This is a genomic window from Nesterenkonia alkaliphila, assembly GCF_009758175.1.
GTDB lineage: Bacteria > Actinomycetota > Actinomycetes > Actinomycetales > Micrococcaceae > Nesterenkonia > Nesterenkonia alkaliphila.
The window spans coordinates 1-22,950 of the sequence record NZ_WRPM01000012.1; the positions used below are offsets into that span (position 1 = coordinate 1).

At 65.2% G+C, this 22,950-nt stretch carries 22 protein-coding genes and 1 pseudogene; 17 read left to right on the top strand and 6 right to left on the bottom strand.

The annotated features are described in order from the left end of the window. Positions 1–235: 235 nt before the first annotated feature. The 3 genes and pseudogenes from GNZ21_RS01930 (at position 236) to GNZ21_RS01945 (ending at position 1,946) form a co-directional block, all read left to right on the top strand. Positions 236–709, top strand: coding sequence for a MarR family transcriptional regulator (locus GNZ21_RS01930; protein ID WP_157320854.1), 474 nt, complete (start codon positions 236–238; stop codon positions 707–709). Positions 710–1,161: 452 nt separating this feature from the next. Beyond that, positions 1,162–1,311 (top strand): annotated as a pseudogene (locus tag GNZ21_RS15815) (NADP-dependent phosphogluconate dehydrogenase); the annotation flags it as partial. Between the two features lie 122 nt (positions 1,312–1,433). Then, complete coding sequence (locus GNZ21_RS01945) at positions 1,434–1,946, top strand: TetR/AcrR family transcriptional regulator (RefSeq protein ID WP_157320856.1); 513 nt, start codon at positions 1,434–1,436, stop codon at positions 1,944–1,946. An 11-nt stretch (positions 1,947–1,957) separates the two neighbouring features. Here the strand turns inward: GNZ21_RS01945 and GNZ21_RS01950 are convergent, their stop codons facing one another. After that, on the bottom strand, positions 1,958–2,755 hold the full coding sequence (locus GNZ21_RS01950; protein WP_157320858.1) for an SDR family NAD(P)-dependent oxidoreductase: 798 nt from the start codon (positions 2,753–2,755) through the stop codon (positions 1,958–1,960). Positions 2,756–3,150: 395 nt separating this feature from the next. Further along, positions 3,151–4,155: a quinone oxidoreductase family protein gene (locus GNZ21_RS01955; protein WP_157320860.1), complete on the bottom strand. Its 1,005-nt coding sequence runs from the start codon at positions 4,153–4,155 to the stop codon at positions 3,151–3,153. 97 nt (positions 4,156–4,252) lie between these two features. Here GNZ21_RS01955 and argC point away from each other — a divergent pair, with 97 nt between their 5' ends. From argC to GNZ21_RS01985, 6 genes are all read left to right on the top strand, one after another. Beyond that, on the top strand, positions 4,253–5,284 hold the full coding sequence (gene argC, locus GNZ21_RS01960; RefSeq protein ID WP_157320862.1) for an N-acetyl-gamma-glutamyl-phosphate reductase: 1,032 nt from the start codon (positions 4,253–4,255) through the stop codon (positions 5,282–5,284). After that, positions 5,281–6,471, top strand: a complete 1,191-nt coding sequence (gene argJ, locus GNZ21_RS01965) for a bifunctional glutamate N-acetyltransferase/amino-acid acetyltransferase ArgJ (RefSeq protein ID WP_157320864.1) — start codon at positions 5,281–5,283, stop codon at positions 6,469–6,471. The genes argC and argJ overlap by 4 nt, the downstream gene beginning before the upstream one ends. Before the next feature lie 12 nt (positions 6,472–6,483). Next, positions 6,484–7,425: an acetylglutamate kinase gene (argB, locus tag GNZ21_RS01970; protein ID WP_157320866.1), complete on the top strand. Its 942-nt coding sequence runs from the start codon at positions 6,484–6,486 to the stop codon at positions 7,423–7,425. Further along, positions 7,422–8,747 (top strand): acetylornithine transaminase, encoded by a 1,326-nt coding sequence (locus tag GNZ21_RS01975; RefSeq protein WP_157320868.1) that lies wholly within the window; start codon positions 7,422–7,424, stop codon positions 8,745–8,747. The genes argB and GNZ21_RS01975 overlap by 4 nt, the downstream gene beginning before the upstream one ends. A gap of 118 nt (positions 8,748–8,865) precedes the next feature. Continuing rightward, a complete protein-coding gene (argF, locus tag GNZ21_RS01980) occupies positions 8,866–9,846 on the top strand; it encodes an ornithine carbamoyltransferase (RefSeq protein WP_157320870.1) in 981 nt (326 codons plus the stop codon). Continuing rightward, a complete protein-coding gene (locus GNZ21_RS01985) occupies positions 9,843–10,358 on the top strand; it encodes an arginine repressor (RefSeq protein WP_157320872.1) in 516 nt (171 codons plus the stop codon). Before argF ends, GNZ21_RS01985 begins: the two co-directional genes overlap by 4 nt. Here GNZ21_RS01985 and GNZ21_RS01990 read toward each other — a convergent pair. Next, positions 10,347–11,372 carry an NAD(P)/FAD-dependent oxidoreductase gene (locus tag GNZ21_RS01990; protein WP_157320874.1) on the bottom strand — a complete coding sequence of 342 codons (1,026 nt, stop codon included), beginning with the start codon at positions 11,370–11,372 and terminating at the stop codon, positions 10,347–10,349. The genes GNZ21_RS01985 and GNZ21_RS01990 overlap by 12 nt on opposite strands. A 76-nt stretch (positions 11,373–11,448) precedes the next feature. Between GNZ21_RS01990 and GNZ21_RS01995 the strand changes: the two genes are divergently transcribed. Then, on the top strand, positions 11,449–12,003 hold the full coding sequence (locus GNZ21_RS01995) for a helix-turn-helix domain-containing protein (RefSeq protein WP_157320876.1): 555 nt from the start codon (positions 11,449–11,451) through the stop codon (positions 12,001–12,003). Between the two features lie 34 nt (positions 12,004–12,037). On the opposite strand, the gene GNZ21_RS02000 is transcribed toward GNZ21_RS01995, so the two are convergent. Further along, positions 12,038–12,466: an ankyrin repeat domain-containing protein gene (locus tag GNZ21_RS02000; RefSeq protein ID WP_157320878.1), complete on the bottom strand. Its 429-nt coding sequence runs from the start codon at positions 12,464–12,466 to the stop codon at positions 12,038–12,040. A gap of 229 nt (positions 12,467–12,695) precedes the next feature. Here GNZ21_RS02000 and GNZ21_RS02005 point away from each other — a divergent pair, with 229 nt between their 5' ends. The 3 genes from GNZ21_RS02005 to GNZ21_RS02015 are packed head-to-tail and all read left to right on the top strand — an operon-like array spanning position 12,696 to position 16,140. Continuing rightward, positions 12,696–13,931 (top strand): argininosuccinate synthase, encoded by a 1,236-nt coding sequence (locus GNZ21_RS02005; RefSeq protein ID WP_188503815.1) that lies wholly within the window; start codon positions 12,696–12,698, stop codon positions 13,929–13,931. A 33-nt stretch (positions 13,932–13,964) separates the two neighbouring features. Next, the gene (gene argH / locus GNZ21_RS02010; RefSeq protein WP_157320881.1) at positions 13,965–15,386 is read left to right on the top strand and encodes an argininosuccinate lyase; all 1,422 of its coding nucleotides are present in this window, start codon (positions 13,965–13,967) and stop codon (positions 15,384–15,386) included. Further along, positions 15,361–16,140 carry a lytic transglycosylase domain-containing protein gene (locus GNZ21_RS02015; protein WP_229659599.1) on the top strand — a complete coding sequence of 260 codons (780 nt, stop codon included), beginning with the start codon at positions 15,361–15,363 and terminating at the stop codon, positions 16,138–16,140. Before argH ends, GNZ21_RS02015 begins: the two co-directional genes overlap by 26 nt. Before the next feature lie 36 nt (positions 16,141–16,176). On the opposite strand, the gene GNZ21_RS02020 is transcribed toward GNZ21_RS02015, so the two are convergent. Both GNZ21_RS02020 and GNZ21_RS02025 read right to left on the bottom strand, forming a co-directional pair. Continuing rightward, positions 16,177–16,551 carry a hypothetical protein gene (locus GNZ21_RS02020; protein ID WP_157320885.1) on the bottom strand — a complete coding sequence of 125 codons (375 nt, stop codon included), beginning with the start codon at positions 16,549–16,551 and terminating at the stop codon, positions 16,177–16,179. Positions 16,552–16,582: 31 nt separating this feature from the next. Further along, positions 16,583–17,188, bottom strand: a complete 606-nt coding sequence (locus GNZ21_RS02025; protein ID WP_157320887.1) for a hypothetical protein — start codon at positions 17,186–17,188, stop codon at positions 16,583–16,585. Between the two features lie 127 nt (positions 17,189–17,315). Between GNZ21_RS02025 and GNZ21_RS02030 the strand changes: the two genes are divergently transcribed. From GNZ21_RS02030 to tyrS, 4 genes are all read left to right on the top strand, one after another. Continuing rightward, a complete protein-coding gene (locus GNZ21_RS02030) occupies positions 17,316–18,062 on the top strand; it encodes a DNA-3-methyladenine glycosylase (protein ID WP_157320889.1) in 747 nt (248 codons plus the stop codon). Positions 18,063–18,126: 64 nt separating this feature from the next. Further along, positions 18,127–18,795: an O-methyltransferase gene (locus GNZ21_RS02035; RefSeq protein WP_157320891.1), complete on the top strand. Its 669-nt coding sequence runs from the start codon at positions 18,127–18,129 to the stop codon at positions 18,793–18,795. A gap of 94 nt (positions 18,796–18,889) precedes the next feature. Then, positions 18,890–21,310, top strand: coding sequence for a HelD family protein (locus GNZ21_RS02040; protein WP_157320893.1), 2,421 nt, complete (start codon positions 18,890–18,892; stop codon positions 21,308–21,310). Positions 21,311–21,331: 21 nt separating this feature from the next. Then, the gene (gene tyrS / locus GNZ21_RS02045) at positions 21,332–22,648 is read left to right on the top strand and encodes a tyrosine--tRNA ligase (RefSeq protein ID WP_188503814.1); all 1,317 of its coding nucleotides are present in this window, start codon (positions 21,332–21,334) and stop codon (positions 22,646–22,648) included. Positions 22,649–22,950: the final 302 nt, after the last annotated feature.

Below are 22,950 nucleotides of genomic sequence, written 5' to 3' on the forward strand. Positions count from 1 at the left end.
TCAGAAGAACGATGCTCCCTTTACGTCCACAGCCTGTAACTTCTGCGGCGATAATGCCCGCTCCGTACAGAGTTGACAGAGGTGTGTCGACTGGGAGCGATCCGGATTGACTGCTGCAGGCCGATGTGCGGCCCTGATTCAGCCACGTAGGTTTGAAGCACAAACAGAATCCACCAGATGTAGCCCCAGAGTGACGAGGAAGCGCCCCATGTTAGATCGAGGAACCACCATGGCAATGCCTACTGAAGAGCTGCTCCAGCAGTACTTCGATGACCGCCTGGCGATGGCTCGGCTGAACTTCATTCAGCGCATCGGCCAGTTCATAGATGCCAACCTCACCATGCACGAACTCCGTGTGGTGCTGCTGGTGGCATCCGGGATTGCCAGCTCCAGGGAACGTCTCGGCAACCTGCTCAATGTCTCAAGGGACAGCCTGGACGCTACGCTCACGCAACTGGTTCACCAGGGCTATATTGCCACCAAAGGCTCAGCAGCCGGCGGCCTCCTGCCCACCGATGAGGCCATGGACATTTTTGACGCCGTAGCCGACAGCAGAGACACCACTATGGAGCTGCTGGCCAGCCTTGACCCGAATGACCTGGAAGCCCTTGTCCGCGGAACTCATGCGCTTCGGGGTGCCATGGAGCTTCAGAGGATCCAGGACGGGGGTTACGTCCCAGCGTATGGCGCAGAGCCCACCGGGACCTGATGACAGAAGACAAGGCTCTCCGGGTCTTCTCCTGGGGCTCGGCACTGCGAGCTGCAGCAATGGTCAGTGCAGCCGTTGCAGTGATCCTGTGGGCAGTACCGCTCTGAATCTCGGGTGCCTGCTCTGCCATAGACCGCCGCTGGTTCTTGCGAGGGTGCCAGCGGCCCGCATGACCTGTTTTCACTCCGTTCCGTAGCCCTGCAGGCAGGTCATGCAGCACCGGGCGGGCCGCACTGAACATTCCCCTCGTCAGTGCGGCCCGCTCTTTCTCTGTCGGGGAGCGTTGTACCTAGTAGGTCAGGCAGTGTGGCCAACTCCGTCTCCCACAATGCCACCTGTGATGTCTACATCGCCAACACCTACGCAGACTGACCCCGCTCCCAGCCGCTTGCCGGATCCAGACTCAAGGCCTGGGCGAGGACGTCGACTCCCGGACCATCAGCCGTGTGGACGATTCGCTGCGAGCTGATCGGCTGCCGGCGGCTTTGACCCAGGGGCTGCGGGGTCACTTCGGCGCCCATACATATCAGCGGACCGATAAGCCTGGTTCCTTCCACACCCGCTGGCCCGAGGACCGTAAAAAAGACAGAGTCTCAGACTGACCGGTTGCCGGCTTCTCTCGGGGATACTGTGATGTATGAGTATCTCGGTGACACCTCAGCGGTCAGGAGCGTCCCCAGAGCAGGTCCCCGCGAAACCTAATCGAGGGCCCCTCGCCGGCCCCATGAACCGTCAGGCTCTCATTGAGGCTGCCCGGGAGGAGTTCATCTCTGAGGGGGCCCAGGTCCCGCTGAGCCGTATTGCCAAGCGTGCAAGGGTAGGTCAGGGAACCCTCTACAGGCATTTCGCCGACCGAGCCGACCTGGCCACAGCAGTCTTTGAGCAGAATCTGCACCAGGTGGAGGAGGCAGTCAGCGCCTCCGCAACACCGTACCGGACGTTCTTCGACCTGCTCACCGCTCAAGTGAGTGAAGCAAGTGTGATCATCGAACTGGTGGCAGGTGAGGATAGTACCCCGCAGGCCGGCCGGCTGCGTGGGCAGGTCGGCCGGCTGGTGAGGCAGGTGCACGAGGCCGCTCGGACCTCGGGTGAGCTCAAAGAGGAAGTGGAGACCCGCGACCTGCAGGCGGCAGTCTCCATGCTGTGCCTACCGCTGGCCAAAGCTCAGGCCGTGCAACGCGAAGAGGAGGCGTACAGAATACGCCGCATCCTTGACGCATGGTTTCTGCGCGGCTGAGGCAGGACGGCTCAGCCGACGCCCTTCATCTTCTCGGCGATCTTGCGGATGGCCTTCTCCGGCATCAGGCGGCTCAGCCGGTCAAAGAGCTTGGCATCCTTGCCGATATGCAGCCGGAACCGCTCCGCCTCGACAGCCTCAACAATCTGCCGGCCAGCCTCCTCTGGAGAGGTTGTCTTCGCCGATGCTTTGTCCTTGGAGGTGCCGCCGCTGCGCTCCACACCGGAGTTTTTGGTGATGTCAGTGCCCACAGCTCCGGGAAAGACCTCGGTGACATGAACTGATGTGCCCTGCAGCTCAGCGTAAAGGCCCTCAGTGAGCAAACGCACCGCAGCCTTGGAGGCGCCATAGGCGGTCTGACCTGGAACAGGGAGGATAGCGCCCATGCTGGAGACGTTGACCAGGCTGGCAGCAGGGCGCTTCGCCAGATGGGGCAGGAATGCCTTGACCATATTGAGCGTGCCCCAGAAGTTCACGTTCATCACTCGTTCGATGATCTCGAACTCCAGCTCTTTCACGTGGACGAAGGGCTGGATGATGCCCGCCACGTTGATGATCCCGTCCACGGCCCCGTGCTGGCTGATCACCTCATCCGGCAGAGCGAAGACAGCTTCCCGGTCGGTGATGTTCAGCGGGTGCAGGCTCAACCGCTCCCCGGCCCCTGCCCGGTCCTGAGTCTGCTGCAGACCGGTCTCATTGAGGTCTACCGCCGCCACGCGGGCCCCGCGCTTCAACAGCTCCATCACGGTGGCCTGGCCGATGCCCGCCCCGCCTCCGGTGACGACGAAAACTTTGCTCTGCACGTCCATGGTGTGCCCTCTTCCTAGTCTCTATGGCCAGGGTGGCCCTTTCATGAGACTCTACCGGACAAGGCTGTCCGGTCACAGCATTCACCAGAGACTTCTGCACTCAATCCGAAGGGGGTCCTCGGGCCTGGCGGCACCAGGAGCTACACGTAAAAATGTAGGTATGGCGACGAAGACTATTGGGGTAGACGCCCAGGTGTATGAAGGGCTTGCCGCGCAGAAACGGCCTGGTGAGTCTTTTCCAAAGCCATCCAGCGGATGATCCGGCCGGGTGCTGACCGGGGCACCGGGGTGGATCTTCTGAGGTATCGCGAGCAGGCACTGCCGGAGTCACCCGCCTGGGATGTCTTCAGAAGGTATGCCAAACCTCTCAGTACTGACGTTCTGAGCCGGAGCTGTTACGGAATCAGCAGGAGCTTGCCGGTGGTCCGGCGGGACTCCAGATCATCATGGGCGCGGCCGGCCTCCGCCAGCGGATAGGTGCTGCCGATGCTGAGCTTCAGATCACCCGAGGCCACCGCTGAGAACAGCTCGGTCAGCCGCCAGCTGCGCTCCTCGGCATTGCGCAGGTACCACTGAACTGACGGACGCGTGATGTAGAGGCCACCGCGCTTATTGAGATCCTGCAGGTCATAGGGCGGAACCTGCCCTGAGGCCCCGCCGAAGAGCACCATAGTGCCGCGCACGGCCAAGGAGTCCAGCGAGCCTGTGAAAGTGGTCTTGCCGACTCCGTCATAGACCACCGGTACGCCCATGCCGTTGGTGATCTGCCGGACCTTCTCCGCGAATCCCTCGTACTCCAGTACATAGTCCGCCCCGGCTTCCTCGGCGATCTTGGCCTTCTCCGGGGTGGAGGTGGTAGTGATGACCCGAGCGCCCTTGGCCTTGAGCAGCTGGGTGAGGATCTGTCCCACCCCGCCGGCCCCGGCGTGGGTGAGCACAGTCTCACCGGGGGAGACCTTATAGGTGGAGTTGATCAGGTAGTGTGCGGTCACACCCTGCAGCGGCAGCGCCGCAGCCTGCTCATCGGTGACGCCATCGGGCACAGCCACGGCCTTGGCGGCGTCGACTACAAAATGTGTGGAGTAGGTACCGGTGGCCTCAGTGGTGGCCACTCGCTGGCCCACTGAGAAGCCCTCGACATCCTCGCCCAGGCCGATGATCTCGCCGGACGCCTCGGCCCCCGGAATGAAGGGGTACTCCACCGGATAGACCCCGGAGCGCTGGTAGGTCTCGATGAAGTTGACACCGATGGCAGCGGTCTTCACCAGCAGCTGCCCGGGGCCCGGGGTGGGAGCGGGGACCTGGGCCGTCTCAAACACCTCGGTGCCGCCGGCTTCGCGGGCGCGGGTCACGGTGGCAGCGTCGGGCAGGTCCTCTTCGAACATGGTCGGCTCAGTCATGTCTCCGAGGTTACCGGAGGGCGAGCGCTCAGTGGAACGCCGCGAGTTAATGCATAAATATTGATACCTCTGCATAAAATCGCGTATGGTGGTGGTCATGAGTTTCACTGCAGCAGTATCAGGCGCCTCCGGATATGCCGGGGGAGAAGTGCTGCGCCTGCTGGCCAATCACCCGGATATCGAAATCGGTGCAGTCACCGCCCACTCAAATGCGGGCCAGCGCCTCGGCGAACTCCAGCCGCATCTGCACCCCCTGGCAGACCGTGTACTGGTGGAGACCACCGCAGCGAACCTCGCCGGACACGATGTGGTCTTCCTCGCCCTGCCGCACGGGGCCTCCGGCGAACTCGCCGAACAGCTGGGCCAGGACACCGTGGTGATCGACGCCGCGGCCGACCACCGCCTGGAATCAGCAGCAGACTGGGAGAGGTTCTACGGCTCAGCACACCAGGGAACATGGCCCTATGGTTTGCCTGAGCTTCCCGGCCAGCGGGAGAAACTCCTCGGAGCCCACCGGATCGCTGTACCCGGCTGCTACCCCACCACCATCCTGCTGGGGCTGGCACCTGCTTTCGCCTCCGGTCTGGTAGAGCCGGGCGACGTCGTCGTTGTTGCTGCCACCGGCACCTCCGGAGCCGGCAAATCGCTCAAACCCCACCTGCTGGGCTCTGAAGTCATGGGCGGGATGAGCCCCTACGGTGTGGGCGGCGGCCACCGGCACACCCCGGAGATCGAACAAGGGCTCAGCTGGGTGGCAGGAGGGCCCGTGCAGATCTCCTTCACCCCCACCCTGGCGCCGATGTCCCGCGGAATCCTGGCCACCTCCACCGCACGGGTGCTGCCCGGGGTGACGGAGGCGCAGTTGCGCGAGGCCTATGCCGCACAGTATGCCGCTGAGCCCTTCGTTCACCTGCTGCCTGAGGGCCAGTGGCCGGCTACCAAGCAGGTGGTGGGCTCCAATCACGTGACCCTCCAGCTGGCAGTGGACCCACACGCCGGCCGAGTGATTGTGGTCTCCGCCTCGGACAACCTCACCAAGGGCACCGCCGGGGGTGCCGTGCAGTCGATGAACCTGGCCCTGGGGCTCGAGGAGACCACCGGCCTGACGCTGATCGGAGCAGCACCATGACCATCACCAGCCCCTACGGATTCACCGCAGCAGGCGTGCGCGCCGGGCTGAAGAGTCGCGGCAAGGACCTGGCCCTGGTGTACAACACCGGCCCACTGAAGCATGCCGCGGCAGTCTTCACCACCAACACCTTCGCAGCCGCTCCGGTGCTCTGGTCCCGCCAAGTCATCAGTGATGGAAGGGCCGACGCCGTGGTCCTGAACTCCGGCGGCGCCAACGCCTGTACCGGCCCGGCAGGGTTCCAGGACACCCACACCACCGCCGAGCAGGTGGCCGAGGCGCTCAGTGCTGCCGGCCAGGACGTCTCCGCCACCGATGTGCTGGTCTGCTCCACCGGGCTCATCGGCGAACGGCTCAACATGGACGCCCTGCTGCCCGGGGTCGAGGCTGCCGCAGCCGCTCTCTCAGCGGAGGAGACCCCCGGATGGGACGCCGCACACGCGATTATGACCACCGATACGGTGCCCAAGACCATCGCGGTGGAGAACGAGGCCGGCACCTTCCGGATCGGAGGTATGGCCAAAGGCGCGGGGATGCTCGCCCCCGGGATGGCCACGATGCTCGCGGTGATCACCACCGATGCGGTGATCTCCCAACCCGATCTGGACGCCGCGCTGCGCGAGGCAGTCCGGGTCAGCTTCAACCGGGCGGACTCTGATGGCTGCATGTCCACCAATGACACCGTGATCGCCATGGCCTCCGGAGCCCACCCCAACGCCGATCAGGCCGGTGTGGACCTGGAGGAGTTCCAGACCCTGCTCACCGAGGTGTGCATGAACCTGGCCGAGAGCCTGATCAACGATGCCGAGGGCCACCGGCACGTCATCCGGGTCACCGTCACCAACGCCCCCAGTGAGGAGGACGCGGAGACTGCCGCCCGCGCCGTCGCCCGCTCCAACCTGTTCAAGACCGCGATCTACGGCCGCGACCCCAACTGGGGGCGGATCCTCAGTGCGGTGGGCACCACTGATGTGGCCTTCGACCCCGCGCAGGTCAGCGTGAGCGTCAACGGGGTCTGGGTCTGCCGCAACGGCGGCATCGGGGAGGACCGATCCCTGGTGGACTTCCCGCCCGGAGCGCAGGTCGAAGTCGTCATCGACCTGGCCGCCGGAGAGGCCGAGGCCACCATCCTCACCAATGACCTCACCCATGACTATGTCCACGAGAACGCCGCCTACTCCACCTGAGGCATACACCCCATGACCCAGACATCCACCCTGCAGCCGCGCGATGAGTCCACCCTCGCCGAGGCCGCAGATAAAGCGGCAGTGCTCATCGAGGCGCTGCCCTGGATCCAGCAGTTCGCCGGTTCCACCATCGTGATCAAATATGGCGGCAACGCCATGGTCAGTGATGAACTGCGCCGGGCCTTCGCCCAGGACGTGGTCTTCCTACGCCATGTGGGCGTCAATCCGGTAGTGGTGCACGGCGGCGGACCCCAGATCAACCACATGCTGGAGCGCCTGGGCATCGAATCCGAGTTCCGCGCCGGGCTGCGCGTGACCACCCCGGAGACCCTGGAGGCGGTGCGGATGGTGCTCACCGGGCAGGTGGCCCGCGAACTGATCGGGCTGATCAACTCCCACGGGCCCTATGCGGTGGGCCTGACCGGGGAGGATGCCGCCCTGCTGCGCGCTGCCCGCCAGACCGCCCAGGTGGACGGCCAGGAGATCGACCTGGGACTGGTCGGTGACGTCACCGGGGTCAACCCCGAGGCCATCCAAGACCTGCTGGCCGCCGGACGTATCCCGGTCATCTCCACTATCGCCCCCGAATTCACCCCGCAGGGCGAGCCCACCGGAGAGGTCCTCAACATCAACGCCGATCTGGCCGCATCAGCCGTGGCCTCCGCCCTGGGCGCGGCCAAACTGATCATGCTCACCGATGTAGAAGGCCTCTACGCCGACTGGCCGGATAAATCCTCACTGATCTCCTCACTCTCTGCATCCGATCTGCGCGCCATGCTGCCCAGCCTTGAGACGGGGATGATCCCCAAGATGAGCGCAGCCCTGGCCGCAGTGGAGGCCGGGGTGCCCCGGGCTGCGATCGTGGACGGCCGCAAACCGCACTCCATGCTGCTGGAGATCGTCACATCAGCCGGCGTGGGCACCCAAGTTGTCCCGGACCAGGAGACCCCATGAGAGAACCAACGACGCCGCCCCCCGCGGCCCAGGAGCCCCAGCTCACCTCAGTAGATCTGGCTTCCGCTGCAGCATCCCCCTCAGCGGTTTCCGCCGATGCTCTCCTGCAGCGCTACTCCGCAGCACTGACCGGGGTCTTCGGCACCCCCCAGGCGGTACTGGTCCGCGGCTCCGGGGCCCGGGTCTGGGACGCCGAAGGCAAGGAGTACCTGGATCTGCTCGGCGGGATCGCAGTCAATGCTCTGGGCCACGCTCACCCGCTGATCAGCTCCGTGATCAGCTCCCAACAGGCCACCCTGGGGCATATCTCGAACCTGTTCACTTCACCCACCCAGATCGCCCTGGCGGAGAAGCTCCTGGCCCTGGCTGAAGCACCCGCCGGGTCCAGCGTCTTCTTCGCCAACTCCGGCTCGGAGGCCAATGAGGCAGCGCTCAAAGCTGTGCTGCGCCACCGCAAGGAGAGCGGGAAGCCGCGCATCCTCGCCCTGGAGGGCAGCTTCCACGGGCGCACCACCGGGGCGCTTTCGCTGACCCATAAGCCCGCCTATCGCGAACCCTTCGGCGAGCTGCTCCCCGGGGTGGAGTTCCTGCCGTTCAATGACCTGCCTGCCCTGGAGTCCGCCTTCGAACAGGGCGGGGTCGCCGGCCTCTTCCTTGAGCCCATTCAGGGCGAGGCCGGGGTGCTCCCGCTGGATGATGCCTACCTGGGCCGGGCCCGCGAGCTGACCCGGGCACACGGCGCGCTGCTGGTGCTCGACGAGGTCCAGACCGGGGTGGGGCGCACCGGGGAATGGTTCCGCTACCAGGCCGTGGGGGGCGGCGTCGTCCCTGACCTGATGACTCTGGCCAAGGGGCTGGGCTCCGGGTTCCCGATCGGGGCGCTGATCTGCTTCGGCCGACAGGCCAGCACCCTGCTGGGCGCAGGCCAGCACGGCACCACCTTCGGCGGAAACCCCCCGGCCACCGCCGCAGCGCTGGCCACCCTGCACGCCATCGAATCCGGCGGCATCCTGGAGAACGTCCGCACAGTGGGCGCACAGCTGGCCTCAGCCCTGCGCGCGCACCCGCAGGTGCGCCAGGTGCGCCAGTTCGGCCTGCACATCGGCGCCGACCTGGACATTCCGGGCATCGAGGCACCGGCCAAAGAGCTCGTCACCATCGCCCGGCAGCGCCACGGACTGATCATCAACGCCACCGGGGAGGCCACACTGCGCCTGGCCCCGCCGCTGAACCTGACCGCAGAGGAAGCTGCCGAAGCCGTGGAACGCCTCACCGCGGCTCTGGCCGAGCTCACCGGTCTCACGCCAGAGGCAGCCGGATGAGGTCAGTCCCAATTCCGGCCCATCACGCTCATCGAGTGCGCAATATGTGCAGCAGTTCGGCCCCACATCGTCCAGAAATACTGCACAGCGAGCGCAGTCAGCGGAAGGAGACCTGCTCATGACCCAAACCCGGCATTTTCTCACCGATCTAGACCTCAGCCCCGAGGAGCTGCACCGGGTGCTGAACCTGGCCGCCTGGATGAAGCAGCGCCCCTATGCGGTCAAAGCCCTGGCCGGACCGCAGACCGCCGCGGTGATCTTTGACAAGACCTCCACCCGCACCCGGTTCTCCTTCTCCGCCGGTATCGCCGCCCTGGGCGGCCACGCGGAGGTCATCAACCCCGGGGATTCCCAGCTGGGCCATAAGGAATCCATTGCCGATACCGCCGGGGTGCTGGAGCGGATGGTCAGCCTGATCATCTGGCGCACCTATGCCCAGTCCAACCTGGAGGAGATGGCTGCCCACTCCCGGGTGCCGGTGATCAATTCGCTCACTGACGACTACCACCCCTGCCAGCTGCTGGCCGATCTGCTCACCCTCCGGGAGCGGCTGGGCACCCTGGCCGGGAAGTCTCTGGCCTACCTGGGAGATGCCGCCAATAACATGGCCAACTCCTATCTGCTGGCCGGAGTCAACGCTGGAATGGACGTGCGGATCGCCGGACCGGAGGGCCACCTGCCCCAGGAGCGGATCATCCGGGAGGCTTCCGCCCGCGCGGCAGTCACCGGCGGACAAGTCACCGTGACCACCGATCCGGACACCGCGCTGGACGGGGCCGATGTGGTAGCCACCGACACCTGGATCTCCATGGGCCAGGAGGAGCAGAAGGAGGCGCGCATGCAGATCTTCGGTGACTATCAGGTCAACGCCGCAGCGCTGCGGAAAGCCAGCGACGCCGCCCTGGTCCTGCACTGTCTGCCCGCCTACCGGGGTGCCGAGATCACCGCAGATGTGATCGACGGTCCGCAGTCAGTAGTTTGGGACGAGGCGGAGAACCGGCTGCACGCTCAGAAGGCCCTGATGGCCTGGCTGCTGGTGGAGTCCGGACTGGCCGATGAGCAGACCATCCGTTTGGTGCGCGAAGGAGAGCAGGGATGAGCGAGTCTCAGCGTCAGGCACCCACCACCAAAACGGCCCGCCATGCCAAGATTCGCGAGCTGATCAGCCGCTCATCCATCCGCTCCCAGGCAGAACTGGCGGCAAAGCTTGCTGAGGCCGGGGTCAAGGTCACCCAGGGCACGCTCTCCCGGGACCTGGTGGAGATCGGGGCGGCCCGGGTGCGCTCCAGTGAGGGCGGGCTGATCTACGCGGTGCCCGCCGAGGGCCACGAACGGGAGTTCCAAGCCGATATCGCCGAGACATCCACTGCCAAGCTGGCTTCACTCTGCCGGGACCTGCTGATCTCCGCAGAGGCCAGTGCGAATCTGGTGGTGCTGCGCACCCCGCCCGGGGCAGCCCAGTTCCTAGCCAGCGCCGTGGATCACTCCGGCTCCCAGGAGATACTGGGCACCATCGCCGGAGACGACACCATTATGGTCATCACCCGGGATCCCCAGGGCGGGCCTGAGACAGCCGACTACTTCACAGCCCTGGCGGAGTCACGCGGCTGAGTCTGACTGCGCCAGGTCGAAGTCCTCGGCCACCATCGTCATATTCGCCATGGCCCCAGCCATAGTGCCTGCGCTGATCGCCATCGGCACATTGGCCATCGGCACCGAGATATTGCCCGGGGCCCAGATCCGGTCATGACTGGTCCGTCCGGCAGAGTCAGTCTTGATGAAGCTGCCCACGGCAGTCTCCTCCCGCTCCAAGCCCAGTCCCTTCAGGTAGCGGTCATGCGGGATGAGCCGGCCGGCGGTGAAGATGGCATCGACAGGCAGCTGCCGGCCGTCCTGTAGGACCACGCTGGAGACTCGCTCATCCTCACCGATCACCTCTGTGACCGGCGAGGCCTCGATCTCCACGCCCCGGGAGGCGAGTCTGCCTGCCACTGCCTCATCCAGGGGTTCGGCTGCCGCGCTGAAGAACGTCAGCCGATCACTCCACTGGCGCAGCAGCTCGGCCTGGTGCAGCGCCAAAGGCCCGGTGGCCAGCACGGCCAGGCGCTGCCCGCGCACCTCCCAGCCGTGGCAGTAGGGGCAGTGCAGCACAGATTTCCCCCACCGCTGGGCCAGACCCGGGATACCCGGCAGCTGATCGGCCACACCTGTTGCGGCGATGACTGTGCGGGCGAACAGCTGCGGCCCGCCGTCCAGACCCACCACCAGGTTGCGCGGACCTGAGCTGTGGGTGGACTCCTGGACTTCGCGGACGGAGCCCTGGTGGAAGAGTGCCCCGTACTGGGCGGCCTCGGATCGGCCGCGGGCGAGCAGCTCCTGCGGAGGGAGCCCCTCATGGCCGAGCACAGTGTGCATATGGGAGGCGAATCGGTTGCGGGGGTGGCCGGCGTCGATGATCAGTGTCCGGCGCAGGGAGCGGCCCAGGGCCAAGGCGGCACTGAGCCCTGCGGGTCCGCCACCGATGATGATGCTGTCGAAGAGTTCAGCTTCAGCGGTGCTGGGCAGGCCAGGAAGATCCTGGGCTGGTAGGGGAGTGGGGACTGAGTGGTGATCTGGAGTGTGCATAGTTCAAGCATGAACCTGCGAACCGTTCGCAGAAAGAGCGTTTGCGAAAACTGCAAGAAGTGCTCATGCTGGGCCTATGAATGAACTCTCTCAGGTGGGTCTGAGGCTGAAAGCCGCGCGCACCGCCCGCGGGTGGACCCTGGAGCGGCTGGCGCGGGCGGCAAATATCTCCGCAAGTACGCTCTCACGCCTGGAATCGGGCAAGCGCCAGGCCAGTCTGGAGCTGCTGGTGCCGCTGACCAAGCAGCTGGGCATCGGACTGGATGACCTGGTGGTGGCGGTGCCGGAGGATCCCAGGGTCAGGCGGGACCCCTGGGAGGCTGGCGGGATGGTGGTTCATCCGCTGTCAGTGGAGTCCTCCCCGGTGCACACCTATAAGATCCACTACCGCCCCCATGCCGCGGTGCCGGCGCAGGAGCTGAAGGTCCACGACGGCTACGAGTGGCTCTATGTGCTCTCAGGGCGAATGCGCCTGCAGTTGGCGGAGCGGGAGATCATCCTGCACCGGGGAGAGGCTGCCGAGTTCGACACGCTCACCCCGCATGCCCTCACTGCGGTGGGCCCGGAGGACGCCGAGGTGATCAGTATCTTCAACGAGACCGGCGCACGCTTCCACACCCGCTCCGACTGATCTGGCTCTAGGGCCGCAGCTGTGCTTACAGGGGTCAGCTCTCCGGCTCCGCTGCAGTGTGCTCAGCGAGCAGGGCGCGCATGGCATCCAAGTTGAACATCTCGATCACTGCATGGGCAGACTGCTCTCCAAGATCCGGGTCCGCTCCCGCCCTCAGCAACAGGCGGACGGTCTCATGCTGCTGACGGAACACCGCGCAGCTCAGTGCAGTCTGGCCCCGGGCATTGACCAGGTTGGGATCCGCCCGGCGCTCCAACAGAGCCCGCACCAGCCCCGCGTGTTCGTTGTAGGCGGCCAGGATCAGCAGGGTGTCGGCCTGGTCATTGCTCAGATCCGCTGGAATGCCCTGGTCGATGAAGGCCAGCAGCTTCTCCATCTCGCCCTCGCGGGCAAGGTCGAACATGGCCGCCAGCAGCTCCTGCTGCTCATCGGTCAGCCCGGCTGCGCTGTACTGCTCTGCCATGGAGGCAAGCTTACGTGCTGCCCAGCACGCTCATCCCACCTTTCAGGGGGATATCGAACTACCGGCATCTCATGAACTGCCGATATTCCGATAAGTGCCTGATTTTGGCAGTGAGGAAGGAGTGCGGCGTCGTGCCACCCCTACCCCTCACGATAAGTATGCAAGGTAGCGAATAATTATGTAGACTGTCCTGCGAGCCACGACTTCACCACACCTCTAGGAGCATCACGTGAACGAACGCATTGTTCTGGCCTACTCAGGCGGACTCGACACCTCCGTAGCCATCGGCTGGATCGCCGAGGCCACCGGCGCCGAGGTCATCGCCGTGGCCGTTGACGTAGGACAGGGCGGTGAATCCCTGGAGACCGTACGTCAGCGCGCCCTGGACTGCGGGGCAGTGGAGGCCTATGTGGCCGATGCCCGCGATGAGTTCGCCGACCAGTACTGCATGCCTACCCTGAAGGCCAACGGCCTCTACATGGACGCCTACCCGCTGGTCAGCGCCATCTCCCGGCCGGTGATCTCCAAGCACCTGGTGGCCGCCGCCCAGCAGTTCGGTGCCTCCACTGTGGCCCACGGCTGCACCGGCAAGGGCAATGACCAGGTCCGCTTCGAGGTCTCCATCCAGACCCTGGGCCCGGAGCTGAAGTGCATCGCACCGGTCCGTGACCTCGCCCTGACCCGGGACAAGGCCATCGAGTACGCCACAGCCCACGATCTGCCCATTGAGACCACCAAGAAGAACCCCTTCAGCATCGACCAGAACGTCTGGGGCCGTGCCGTGGAGACCGGGTTCCTGGAGGACATCTGGAACGGACCCACCAAGGACGTCTACGACTACACCGAGGACCCGGCCTTCCCGCCCAGCCCGGACGTGGTGACCATTACCTTCGATCAGGGTGTGCCGGTGGCCCTGGACGGGGAGACCGTCACTGCACTGCAGGCCATCGAGCAGCTCAACCGCCGCGCCGGTGCCCAGGGCATCGGCCGGATCGACATTGTGGAAGACCGTCTGGTGGGCATCAAGTCCCGCGAGATCTACGAGGCCCCCGGTGCCATGGCCCTGATGGCCGCGCACCGCGAGCTGGAGAACATCACTCTGGAGCGTGAGCAGGCCCGGTTCAAGAAGACCGTGGACCAGCGCTGGACCGAGCTGGTCTATGACGGCCAGTGGTTCTCCCCGCTGAAGAAGAACCTGGACACCTTCATCGACGAGACCCAGAAGTACGTCTCCGGTGAGATCCGCCTGGAGCTGCACGGCGGCCGCGCCACTGTCCAGGGCCGGAAGTCCGAGACCAGTCTCTACGACTTCAACCTGGCCACCTATGACACCGGCGACACCTTCGACCAGTCTTCTGCCCGCGGCTTCATCGATATCTTCGGGCTCTCCGCCAAGACCGCCTCCCAGCGTGAGGAGCGCCTCTACGGCAAACCCGACCTCTCCGGGGCCGGGGTGGAGAAGTAGTAGTACAGCCCCGTCCCGGTAGAGTTCTCACCGATGACTGAGAAACAAGGCACCAACGAAGGTTCACTCTGGGGCGGGCGCTTCTCCTCCGGCCCCGCCGATGTGATGGCTGCGCTGAGCAAGTCCACCCACTTCGACTGGAAGCTGGCCCCCTATGACATCGCCGGTTCCAAGGCGCATGCCCGGGTGCTGCACCGCGCCGGTCTGCTCACTGAGGAAGAGCTGGCCGGGATGCTCTCTGCGCTGAACCGGCTGGGGGACGACGTCGCCTCAGGCGCCTTTGTGCCCGCAGACACCGATGAGGACGTGCACGGCGCCCTGGAGCGCGGGCTGCTGGAGCGGGCAGGGGAGGACCTGGGCGGCAAGCTGCGTGCTGGCCGTTCCCGCAATGATCAGATCGCCACTATGGTGCGGATGTACCTCAGGGATGCGTCCCGGCAGATCGCATCCGGAGTGTTGGATGTGGTGGAGGCGCTCGCCGTTCAGGCTGAGCAGCATCCGGAGACACCGATGCCCGGGCGCACTCACCTCCAGCACGCCCAGCCTGTGCTGCTGGCACACCACTTGCTCGCCCATGCCTGGCCGCTGCTGCGGGACGTGGAGCGCCTGCGTGACCTGGACCGGCGCCTTGCCTACTCCGCCTACGGCTCCGGTGCCCTGGCTGGGTCATCACTTGGCTTGGATCCGGCCCAGGTAGCTCAGGAACTGGGCTTCGATGGACCGGTGGAGAACAGCATCGACGGCACCGCCTCGCGCGACCTGGTGGCCGAGTTCACCTGGGTGACCGCGATGATCGGAGTGGACCTCTCCCGGATCAGCGAGGAGGTCATCCTCTGGGCCACCAAGGAGTTCGGCTTCGTCACCCTGCACGACTCCTACTCCACCGGCAGCTCGATCATGCCGCAGAAGAAGAACCCAGACATTGCGGAGCTGGCCCGCGGCAAAGCTGGCCGGCTGATCGGCGACCACACGGGGCTGCTGGCCACGCTGAAGGCGCTTCCGCTGGCCTATAACCGGGACCTGCAGGAGGATAAGGAACCAGCCTTCGACGCCGTGGACACCCTGGCCCTGCTGCTCCCGGCGGTCTCCGGGATGATCGCCACCCTGACCTTCCACCCCGACCGGCTGGCCGAACTGGCCCCGCAGGGGTTCTCGCTGGCTACTGATATCGCTGAATGGCTGGTCCGCCAGGGGGTCCCCTTCCGGGTGGCCCATGAGGTGGCCGGTGAGTGCGTGCGCCTCTGCGAGCAGCACACCCCGGCCAGAGAGCTCCATGAGCTGACTGACCAGGAGCTGGCTGCGATCCATCCGGCACTGACTCCCGATGTCCGGGAGGTACTCACTGTGGAGGGCTCCTTGGCCTCCCGAGATGCCTTGGGGGGCACCGCCCCGGCCCGCGTCGCTGAGCAGTTGGAAGCCGCTAAGCAGCGTGTCGCAGAGTTCCGCTCGGCATAGACGCCGCCGGATCTACCCGGTGCTGGGCGCCGGTGCTGCGGCGGGCGTCTTCATCATCCTGCTGCGAAGCTGCGGGGCCGAGTCCGAGCCGGAGCCTCCGCACCCTACTGAGCTGGGCTTCCCGGCAGCGCCGCAGCAGGAGCACCCCGTGGTGAATGAGGAGGCTGCGGGCCCCGGGGAGGTGCCTATCACTGAGCTGGTGGACCCCGAATGGGTCTCCGCGACCGCTGATCGCACCGGAATTCCGGAGCGTGCGGTGCAGTCCTACGGGGGTGCGGCTGCCCACCTTGCCCAGACTGATCCGGACTGCGGACTCGGCTGGAACACCCTGGCCGGCATCGGGGAGGTGGAATCCCACCACGGCAGCTACGGCGGATCCAGCATCGGCGAGGACGGGGTGGTGCAGCCACCGATCATCGGGGTGCCCTTGGACGGCAGCGAGGGACTGATGGAGATCCCGGACACCGACGGGGGAGAGCTCGACGGCGATGAGGAGTGGGACCGCGCTGTGGGACCTATGCAGTTCATCCCCACCACCTGGGAGCAGTACGCCCAGGACGGGAACCTGGATGGGGAGACCGACGTGCACCAATACGACGACGCCGCCCTGGCTGCTGCACACTATCTCTGCACCCACGGGGAGGACCTCAGCACCGACCGTGGCTGGAACGATGCCGTGGCCGCATATAACCAGTCCGCCGAGTACGCCCGGGATGTGGCCGGTCACGCCGAGCGCTACCTCAGTGATGAATAAGCAGGGGCCCATGTTCCTGAGGCACCGGCAACAGGTTCAGAGCAGTCCGTCGAGGAGTATGCTGCCCAGCACTCCGACTGCGCCTGCCCAGAGATAGCTGGCCAGGGTCCCGATGATGAACCGTTCGGTGACCTTAGCCCGGTGCTCTGGAGCAGTTGCCTGCAGTTCTGGATAGCGGCCGAGCCCCTTGACCGCAACAACTACGGCGATCACGGCGGGGTGCCCGGCGAGAATCGCCCCGGTGATGGCAAGACGTTCCAGAATGCCCACCCATGTGCCTCCGCGCAGGACGCCGGCGCTTGAGCCGGTGGGCTCAATAGCGCGCAGCAGCAGCCACACCAGCCATGCGCCGAGTCCGGCGGAGACTGCCAATGCGAGTACTGTCACCGCAATGCCGATCAGGGGCTCCATAGTGACTATCCTCTCTGATACCTCGGAGATCTTAGGAGTCGGACTGGGCGAGCAGCGCTGCCGCTACCGGCAGGGCTCTGCGTTCCTCTTCCCACATCGCTGTGCGCAGCCGCTGGCTCAGCGCCTCCTGGCTCACCCCGATCCTGGTGGCAGCCTGGGCGCGGGAGAGTCCTGACCCAAGATGGTCAATCGCTTCCCAGCCCGCTGAGCTTCTCTTGAGCGCAATGCCGCCGAGAAGCTGCAGCACTGCGGTGGCGGATTGGGCCGATTCCTTCTGTTGGCCATGAGCAACAATGCGTTGGGGCTCGCCACGCCGTTTCGCCTGTTCTACTGCAGAGCGGGCGTGGAGGAAGGCTTGGCCGCGGCTTGCTCGGGCTGAGCTGCCCAGCGGCTCATCTGCTGGTCCTGCCCCCAGGCCGACCGACCACTCTGCTGTGCGGTAGAGCCACAGGGCGAACTCGCTGGCAATGAGAGCGTCGAGGAATACTGCTTGGATCTCATCTCCGACGGTACGTTCGGGACTCAGCGCCAGTGCTTGTTGCTTTGGTTCCAACCAGTGTTGGGCGCGCTCCAGCGTGTCCTCCACCAGATCTCCGCGCTGAGTGGACCGGTATTGGTCTGCGGTGATAACGAACATGTCATAAGCCTACAGGCTTCAAAGTCATGTTTGAAGTCTGCATCCTTCAGGAATGCCTATGAAGGCTGGATGCTTACCTCATGACACAGAGACCTGCGGCGGAATCAGGCACGGATAGGGTGACGCTATGAGCATTTCGGACCTGCAATCACTGTTCGAGGCTCACCCGGCAGAGGTGGCCCCGCAGCTGCTGGGCTGCAGGCTGAGTGTGACCACCGCCCGCGGAACCGTCACCGTGCGGCTGACCGAGGTAGAGGCCTACGGAGACACCGGCGAGGATCCGGGGTCTCACGCGTTCCGCGGCCAGACCCCGCGCAACGCCACCCTCTTCGGCCCGCCCCGGCACACCTACGTCTACCGCAGCTACGGGATCCACTTCTGCTTGAATCTGGTTGCCGGCGCTGAGGTGGCCGGCGGGATCCTGCTGCGGGCCGGTGAAGTCCTCCAGGGCCGGGAACTGGCGATCCAGCGCCGCGGCGGCAAAGACACCGGAGCCACGCTGCTCTCCGGTCCCGGCCGGCTCGGCCAGGGACTCGGGGTCACCCTGCCTATGGACGGCAGCCGGCTGGAAATCATTGAGCACGACGCCGTCTCCCCACCCGGTCCCAATACCGAGGTGAGTTTCCGGCTCGCCCCCAGTGACGCGGCGTCGTCCCTCTCACACTCCTCAATCGCCTCGGGCGACCCGGCGCCTGCTCCGGTCTCCGCTCGGCTCGATCGAGCGCCGTGGTCGATAGCCTTAGGCCCGCGGGTGGGGGTCTCCGGGGTCGGCGGAAGCACGGAGTTCCCCTGGCGGTTCTGGATCCAAGGTGACCCCACCGTCTCCCGGTACCGGCCGGGCAAAGGGGTACCGCACAGCCCGGCTCCCCGATAGGGTCAATAGAATGAGCCGGGCCCCCGGCCCAGCGCCGAGCGATGAGACGGGAAGGGGACGAACAATGAGCGCTCCTGAGCAGTGGGCAGAAGTTGACCGGTACTTCATTGACTCTCTGGTGAAGGAGGATCCAGCGCTCGCGGCTACCCGTGAAAGCTCAGGCGAGACGCTCTTTCCTGGTATCGATGTGGCACCTAATATGGGTGCCTTCTTGGGTCTGCTGGTGCAGCTCACTGGCGCAAAGCGCATCCTGGAGATCGGCACACTGGCCGGCTACTCCGCCATTTGGATGGCCCGGGCGGCTGGCTCGGATGCCCAGATCACCACCTGCGAACTTGAAGCGACCAACGCTAAGGTCGCCCAGGAGAATTTTGAACACGCTGGTGTCGCAGACCGGGTGCAGATCCGCCGCGGCCCGGCCGCCGAGACCTTGCAGCAGCTCATCGCCGAGCAGCCGGAGCCATTTGACCTGGTCTTTATCGACGCCGATAAACGCTCCAACCCCACCTACCTGAAGTCTGCGGTCAGTCTCAGCCGCCCCGGTACCGCGATCCTCATCGACAACACCGTCCGCCAGGGCCAAGTGGTCCAGGCCGATTCCGAGAACCCCGATGTCCTCGGCACCCGGCAGCTGATCGCCGATATCGCCGCCGATGGCCGCCTCACTGGCACTGCCTTGCAGACTGTGGGGCTCAAAGGCTGGGACGGCTTCACCCTGGTCAGAGTCTCCTGAGCATTCAATAAAAACCCGGCAACCTCCCGTTTACCTTTCAGGGAGTAGTATTGACTGATCGTTTTCGCCGAAACGGGAAGAGCCCTGCCACCGGATGAGTGACACCAACACCGCCGCCTCGATCACCTCTGATCTGAACGGACATGACAGCACACCAGCCGACGACGACGCCCAATTGAGCCCAGCGAAGACCGGTGCTGGCACCGAGTCTGACGAGACGATTGAGGCGCGTGAGCAAAGCGACGCCCAGCTCATCCCGCTGCCCCCACTGGAGGGTGGGATCGACCAGGAGCGAGCATATGTGGCAGCCCTCTACCGCCGGCTTGATGAGCTGCGTGAGGAGAACCAGACGCAGTTGAACCGGGTCCGTTCCACCGGGGCGGTAGGCACAATGCAGAACATCTCCGAGCGGGATGCCTTCGCCAGCATGTATGAGGACCGGCTGGCCCAGCTGAACGCCGTGGATGACAGGTTGGTCTTCGGCAGGCTGGACCTGGAGAACGGCGACGCCCGCTACATCGGGCGGATCGGACTGACCTCTTCAGACCGGCAGCGACTGCTGCTGGACTGGCGGGCCCCCGAGTCCGGAGTCTTCTACCAGGCCACCGCCTTTGACCGGCAGGGGGTGCGGCGGCGCCGTCACCTGCTGCTCAAGCGCCGTGCGGTTCAAGGCCTGGAGGACGAGGTGCTCGACACCTCCGTACTGGAAGAGGGCACCGAGAACCACGGCGACGGCGCCCTGCTGGCCGCACTGAAGGCCCGCCGCACCGGTCAGATGGGCGATATCGTCGCCACCATTCAGGCTGAGCAGGATCGGATCATCCGCGCCGACCGCTCCGGGATTCTGGTAGTCCAGGGCGGCCCCGGCACTGGCAAAACTGCAGTGGCCCTGCACCGGGCGGCCTACCTGCTCTACGCCCATCGGGAGCGGCTGAAGTCCGCCGGCGTGCTGATCGTGGGCCCCAGTTCCACCTTCCTGTCCTATATCGAGCGGGTGCTGCCCTCACTGGGGGAGACCGGAGTGGTGATGTCCTCCCTGGCGGATCTCTACCCTGGGATTCGAGGAATGGAGGAGACCGATCCGCTGGCCGCCGAGATCAAAGGCCGGTTGGACTGGACCGAGATCATCGCCGATGCAGTGGCCCACCGCCGCCGCACCATCCCGGAACCCCGCGAGGTCAGAGTCGAAGGGGTCAAGGTCACCGTCACCCCCAAGATGGTCAGGCGGGGGATCGAGCGGGCCAAGGCCACCGGCAAGCCCTACAACGAGGCCCGTTCCACCTTTGTGAAGGTGATGATCAAAGAGATCGCAGAGAAGCTGGAACGGCTCCTGCAAAAACGCTCCCAGGGCAACGAGGCAGACCGCAGCTATCTGGAGGAGGATGTCCGGCATTCTCGGGATGTGAGGGTGCTGCTGAACCTGTGCTGGATGCCGCGTACCCCGCAGGCACTGCTGGAGGATCTCTTCAGCAAACCCCAGTACCTCGCTGAGGTGGCCCCTCAGCTGTCACCGGAGGAACGTGCCGCTCTGCAGCGCGAACCGGGCGCGGCCTTCACCATTGCAGATGTGCCCTTGCTGGATGAAGCGGCTGAACTGCTGGGCGACCTGGACGAGCATGCCGAACGCCAGGAGGCACGCCGCCAGGCAGCCCGTGAGAAAGACCTCGAGAATGCGCGCAAAGCGGTGGAGAACGCCTCCCCGGCTCTCGAGGAGATGGGCATCGAAGGCTTCCTCGACGCCGAGGCGGTGGCCAATCTCAACAGCGAGACCGGACCACGGCTCACCGCCGCCGAACGGGCCGGGGTGGACCGCAGCTGGACCTACGGGCACATTGTGGTGGATGAGGCCCAGGAGCTCTCACCGATGCAGTGGCATATGCTGATGCGCCGCTGTCCGCTGAAGTCCTTCACCGTGGTGGGGGACATCGCCCAAGGCTCATCAGCCTCCGCCGCGCAGAGCTGGGCACAGGCTCTGGGCCCCTTCATCGACGACCGGCTGCGGATCGAAGAACTCACCGTGAACTACCGCACCCCGCGGAACATGGTGGAGTTGGCCGAGCGGGTGGCGGAGGCCAATGGGCTGCAGATCACCTCCCTGCGCACAGTCCGGGAAGGCGAGCATGAGCCCGTCATTGAAAAACACAACGACGCCGGCTCGCTCGTCTCAGCCGCAGTAACGTCAGTGGGTGCCGAGCAGCAGAGACTGGGGGAGGGGCTGGTGGCCGTGATCGCTCCGCAGAAGCTGGTGGAGCCGGTCCGCGAGGCGCTGGTGGCCCAATACGGCAAGCGGGTAGGTGCCGGCGCCGGGTCCATGGCACAGGATGTGGTGGCAATGACTGCCGATGAGGCCAAGGGACTGGAGTTCGACGGCGTCGTCCTGGTGGAGCCGGCCGCTCTGCTGGAGGAGGCCCGCGGCAGAGTGGGCAGCCTTTATGTGGCGATGACCCGCTCCACCCAGTCACTGCGGGTGCTGCACTCCCGACCCCTGCCCGCAGGATTCGCCGCTGAGGCCTGATTCTGCGGTAACGTACGGTGGGTGACCGAGAACAGCCAGAACCCGGCGCTGGCCGAGCAGCGTAATGACCCCAGCTTCGAGAACATCTTCCAGGAACTGAAGTGGCGTGGACTGATCCACGTCTCCACTGATGAGGCTGCCCTGGAGGAGGCCCTGGCCGGGGAGCCACTTACCTATTACTGCGGGTTCGACCCCACTGCCGCCTCGCTTCACCTGGGGCACCTGGTGCAGCTGCTGACCATGCGCAGGATCCAGCTGGCCGGGCATAAGCCGCTGGGCCTGGTCGGCGGGGCCACCGGATTGATCGGTGATCCGCGCGAATCAGGTGAACGGGTGCTCAACACCCCGGAGACCGTGGCCGGCTGGGTGAGCCGGCTGCAGAACCAGGTCAGGCACTACGTCTCCTTCGACGGAGAGAACCCGGCCGAGCTGGTCAACAATCTCGACTGGTGGCAGGGCGTGGGCGCCCTGGAGATGATGCGTGACATCGGTAAGCACTTCCGGGTGGGCACCATGGTCAAGAAGGACATCGTGGCCAAGCGACTGGAGTCCGAGGAGGGAATCTCCTACACCGAGTTCAGCTACCAGATTCTGCAGGGCTACGACTTTCTGCGGCTGCATCAGGACTACGGCTGTGCGCTGCAGTTTGGAGGCTCCGATCAGTGGGGCAACCTCACTGCGGGCACAGAACTGGTCCGCAAAGCCGCCGGGGCACAGGTCCATGCTCTGGGCACACCGCTGATCACCAACTCCGATGGCACCAAATTCGGCAAGTCCGAGGGCAACGCCATCTGGTTAGATGCAGAACTCTGCTCTCCCTACGCCTTCTACCAGTTCTGGCTCAACCAGGCAGACAGTGATGTGGTTGGACGGCTCAAAGTCTTCACCTTCCTGAGCCGAGCCGAGATCGAGGAGCTTCAGCAGGCTGTCGAGTCCGAGCCTTTCAAGCGGGAGGCCCAGAAGCGGCTGGCCTGGGAGGTCACCACTCTGGTGCACGGGGAGGAAGCGACCCGAAAGGTGATCGCCGCGGCCGAGGCGCTCTTCGGCAAGGGCGATATCGACCAGATCGATGAACCGACCCTGCAGGCAGTAGCAGCTGAGGTGCCCACCGCACAGCTGGCCCCGGAAGAGGCCACCCCGGTGAACCTGCTGGCCGAGACCGGGCTGGTCAGTGGTAAGGGGGAGGCCCGGCGAGCCGTGGAGCAGGGCGGAGCCTATGTCAACAACCTCAAGGCAGAAGACGGCCTGACTCCGGTTCCGGACTCTGAATGGCTGCACGGGAAGTACCTGTTAGTACGGCGCGGCAAGAAGAGCCTTGCCGTGGTGACCCGTGGCTGATCTCTGATAAAGCTCCAGATCAGCGGCATTCCGGGGCCCTAAAGGGGCGTGACGAGCGTCACCTCTCAGTGGTTTGCGCCAGCCCTGGAGTGTGTGTAGAGTATCTATTCGTGCCCGAGGGAAACCGAGGACACGGATCAGGGGTGCTTCATCCCGAAACTACTTTTCTAGGTTCCGGCCTAGTGAGGTGCGCTCAAAACTCAGACCAGAAAGTCGAGTTGACAGCCACCAAGCAGGCCGGTAAGATAGAAAAGTTGCTCCGGAGCGATCCGGGAGAATTTCTCCCGGTGGTGCCGGCAGCG

Coding starts and splice junctions, on each gene's coding strand:
- GNZ21_RS01930 (WP_157320854.1), top strand. CDS start 236: ATGCCTACTGAAGAGCTGCTCCAGCAGTACTTCGATGACCGCCTGGCG.
- GNZ21_RS01945 (WP_157320856.1), top strand. CDS start 1,434: ATGAACCGTCAGGCTCTCATTGAGGCTGCCCGGGAGGAGTTCATCTCT.
- GNZ21_RS01950 (WP_157320858.1), bottom strand. CDS start 2,755: ATGGACGTGCAGAGCAAAGTTTTCGTCGTCACCGGAGGCGGGGCGGGC.
- GNZ21_RS01955 (WP_157320860.1), bottom strand. CDS start 4,155: ATGACTGAGCCGACCATGTTCGAAGAGGACCTGCCCGACGCTGCCACC.
- argC (WP_157320862.1), top strand. CDS start 4,253: ATGAGTTTCACTGCAGCAGTATCAGGCGCCTCCGGATATGCCGGGGGA.
- argJ (WP_157320864.1), top strand. CDS start 5,281: ATGACCATCACCAGCCCCTACGGATTCACCGCAGCAGGCGTGCGCGCC.
- argB (WP_157320866.1), top strand. CDS start 6,484: ATGACCCAGACATCCACCCTGCAGCCGCGCGATGAGTCCACCCTCGCC.
- GNZ21_RS01975 (WP_157320868.1), top strand. CDS start 7,422: ATGAGAGAACCAACGACGCCGCCCCCCGCGGCCCAGGAGCCCCAGCTC.
- argF (WP_157320870.1), top strand. CDS start 8,866: ATGACCCAAACCCGGCATTTTCTCACCGATCTAGACCTCAGCCCCGAG.
- GNZ21_RS01985 (WP_157320872.1), top strand. CDS start 9,843: ATGAGCGAGTCTCAGCGTCAGGCACCCACCACCAAAACGGCCCGCCAT.
- GNZ21_RS01990 (WP_157320874.1), bottom strand. CDS start 11,372: ATGCACACTCCAGATCACCACTCAGTCCCCACTCCCCTACCAGCCCAG.
- GNZ21_RS01995 (WP_157320876.1), top strand. CDS start 11,449: ATGAATGAACTCTCTCAGGTGGGTCTGAGGCTGAAAGCCGCGCGCACC.
- GNZ21_RS02000 (WP_157320878.1), bottom strand. CDS start 12,466: ATGGCAGAGCAGTACAGCGCAGCCGGGCTGACCGATGAGCAGCAGGAG.
- argH (WP_157320881.1), top strand. CDS start 13,965: ATGACTGAGAAACAAGGCACCAACGAAGGTTCACTCTGGGGCGGGCGC.
- GNZ21_RS02020 (WP_157320885.1), bottom strand. CDS start 16,551: ATGGAGCCCCTGATCGGCATTGCGGTGACAGTACTCGCATTGGCAGTC.
- GNZ21_RS02025 (WP_157320887.1), bottom strand. CDS start 17,188: ATGTTCGTTATCACCGCAGACCAATACCGGTCCACTCAGCGCGGAGAT.
- GNZ21_RS02030 (WP_157320889.1), top strand. CDS start 17,316: ATGAGCATTTCGGACCTGCAATCACTGTTCGAGGCTCACCCGGCAGAG.
- GNZ21_RS02035 (WP_157320891.1), top strand. CDS start 18,127: ATGAGCGCTCCTGAGCAGTGGGCAGAAGTTGACCGGTACTTCATTGAC.
- GNZ21_RS02040 (WP_157320893.1), top strand. CDS start 18,890: ATGAGTGACACCAACACCGCCGCCTCGATCACCTCTGATCTGAACGGA.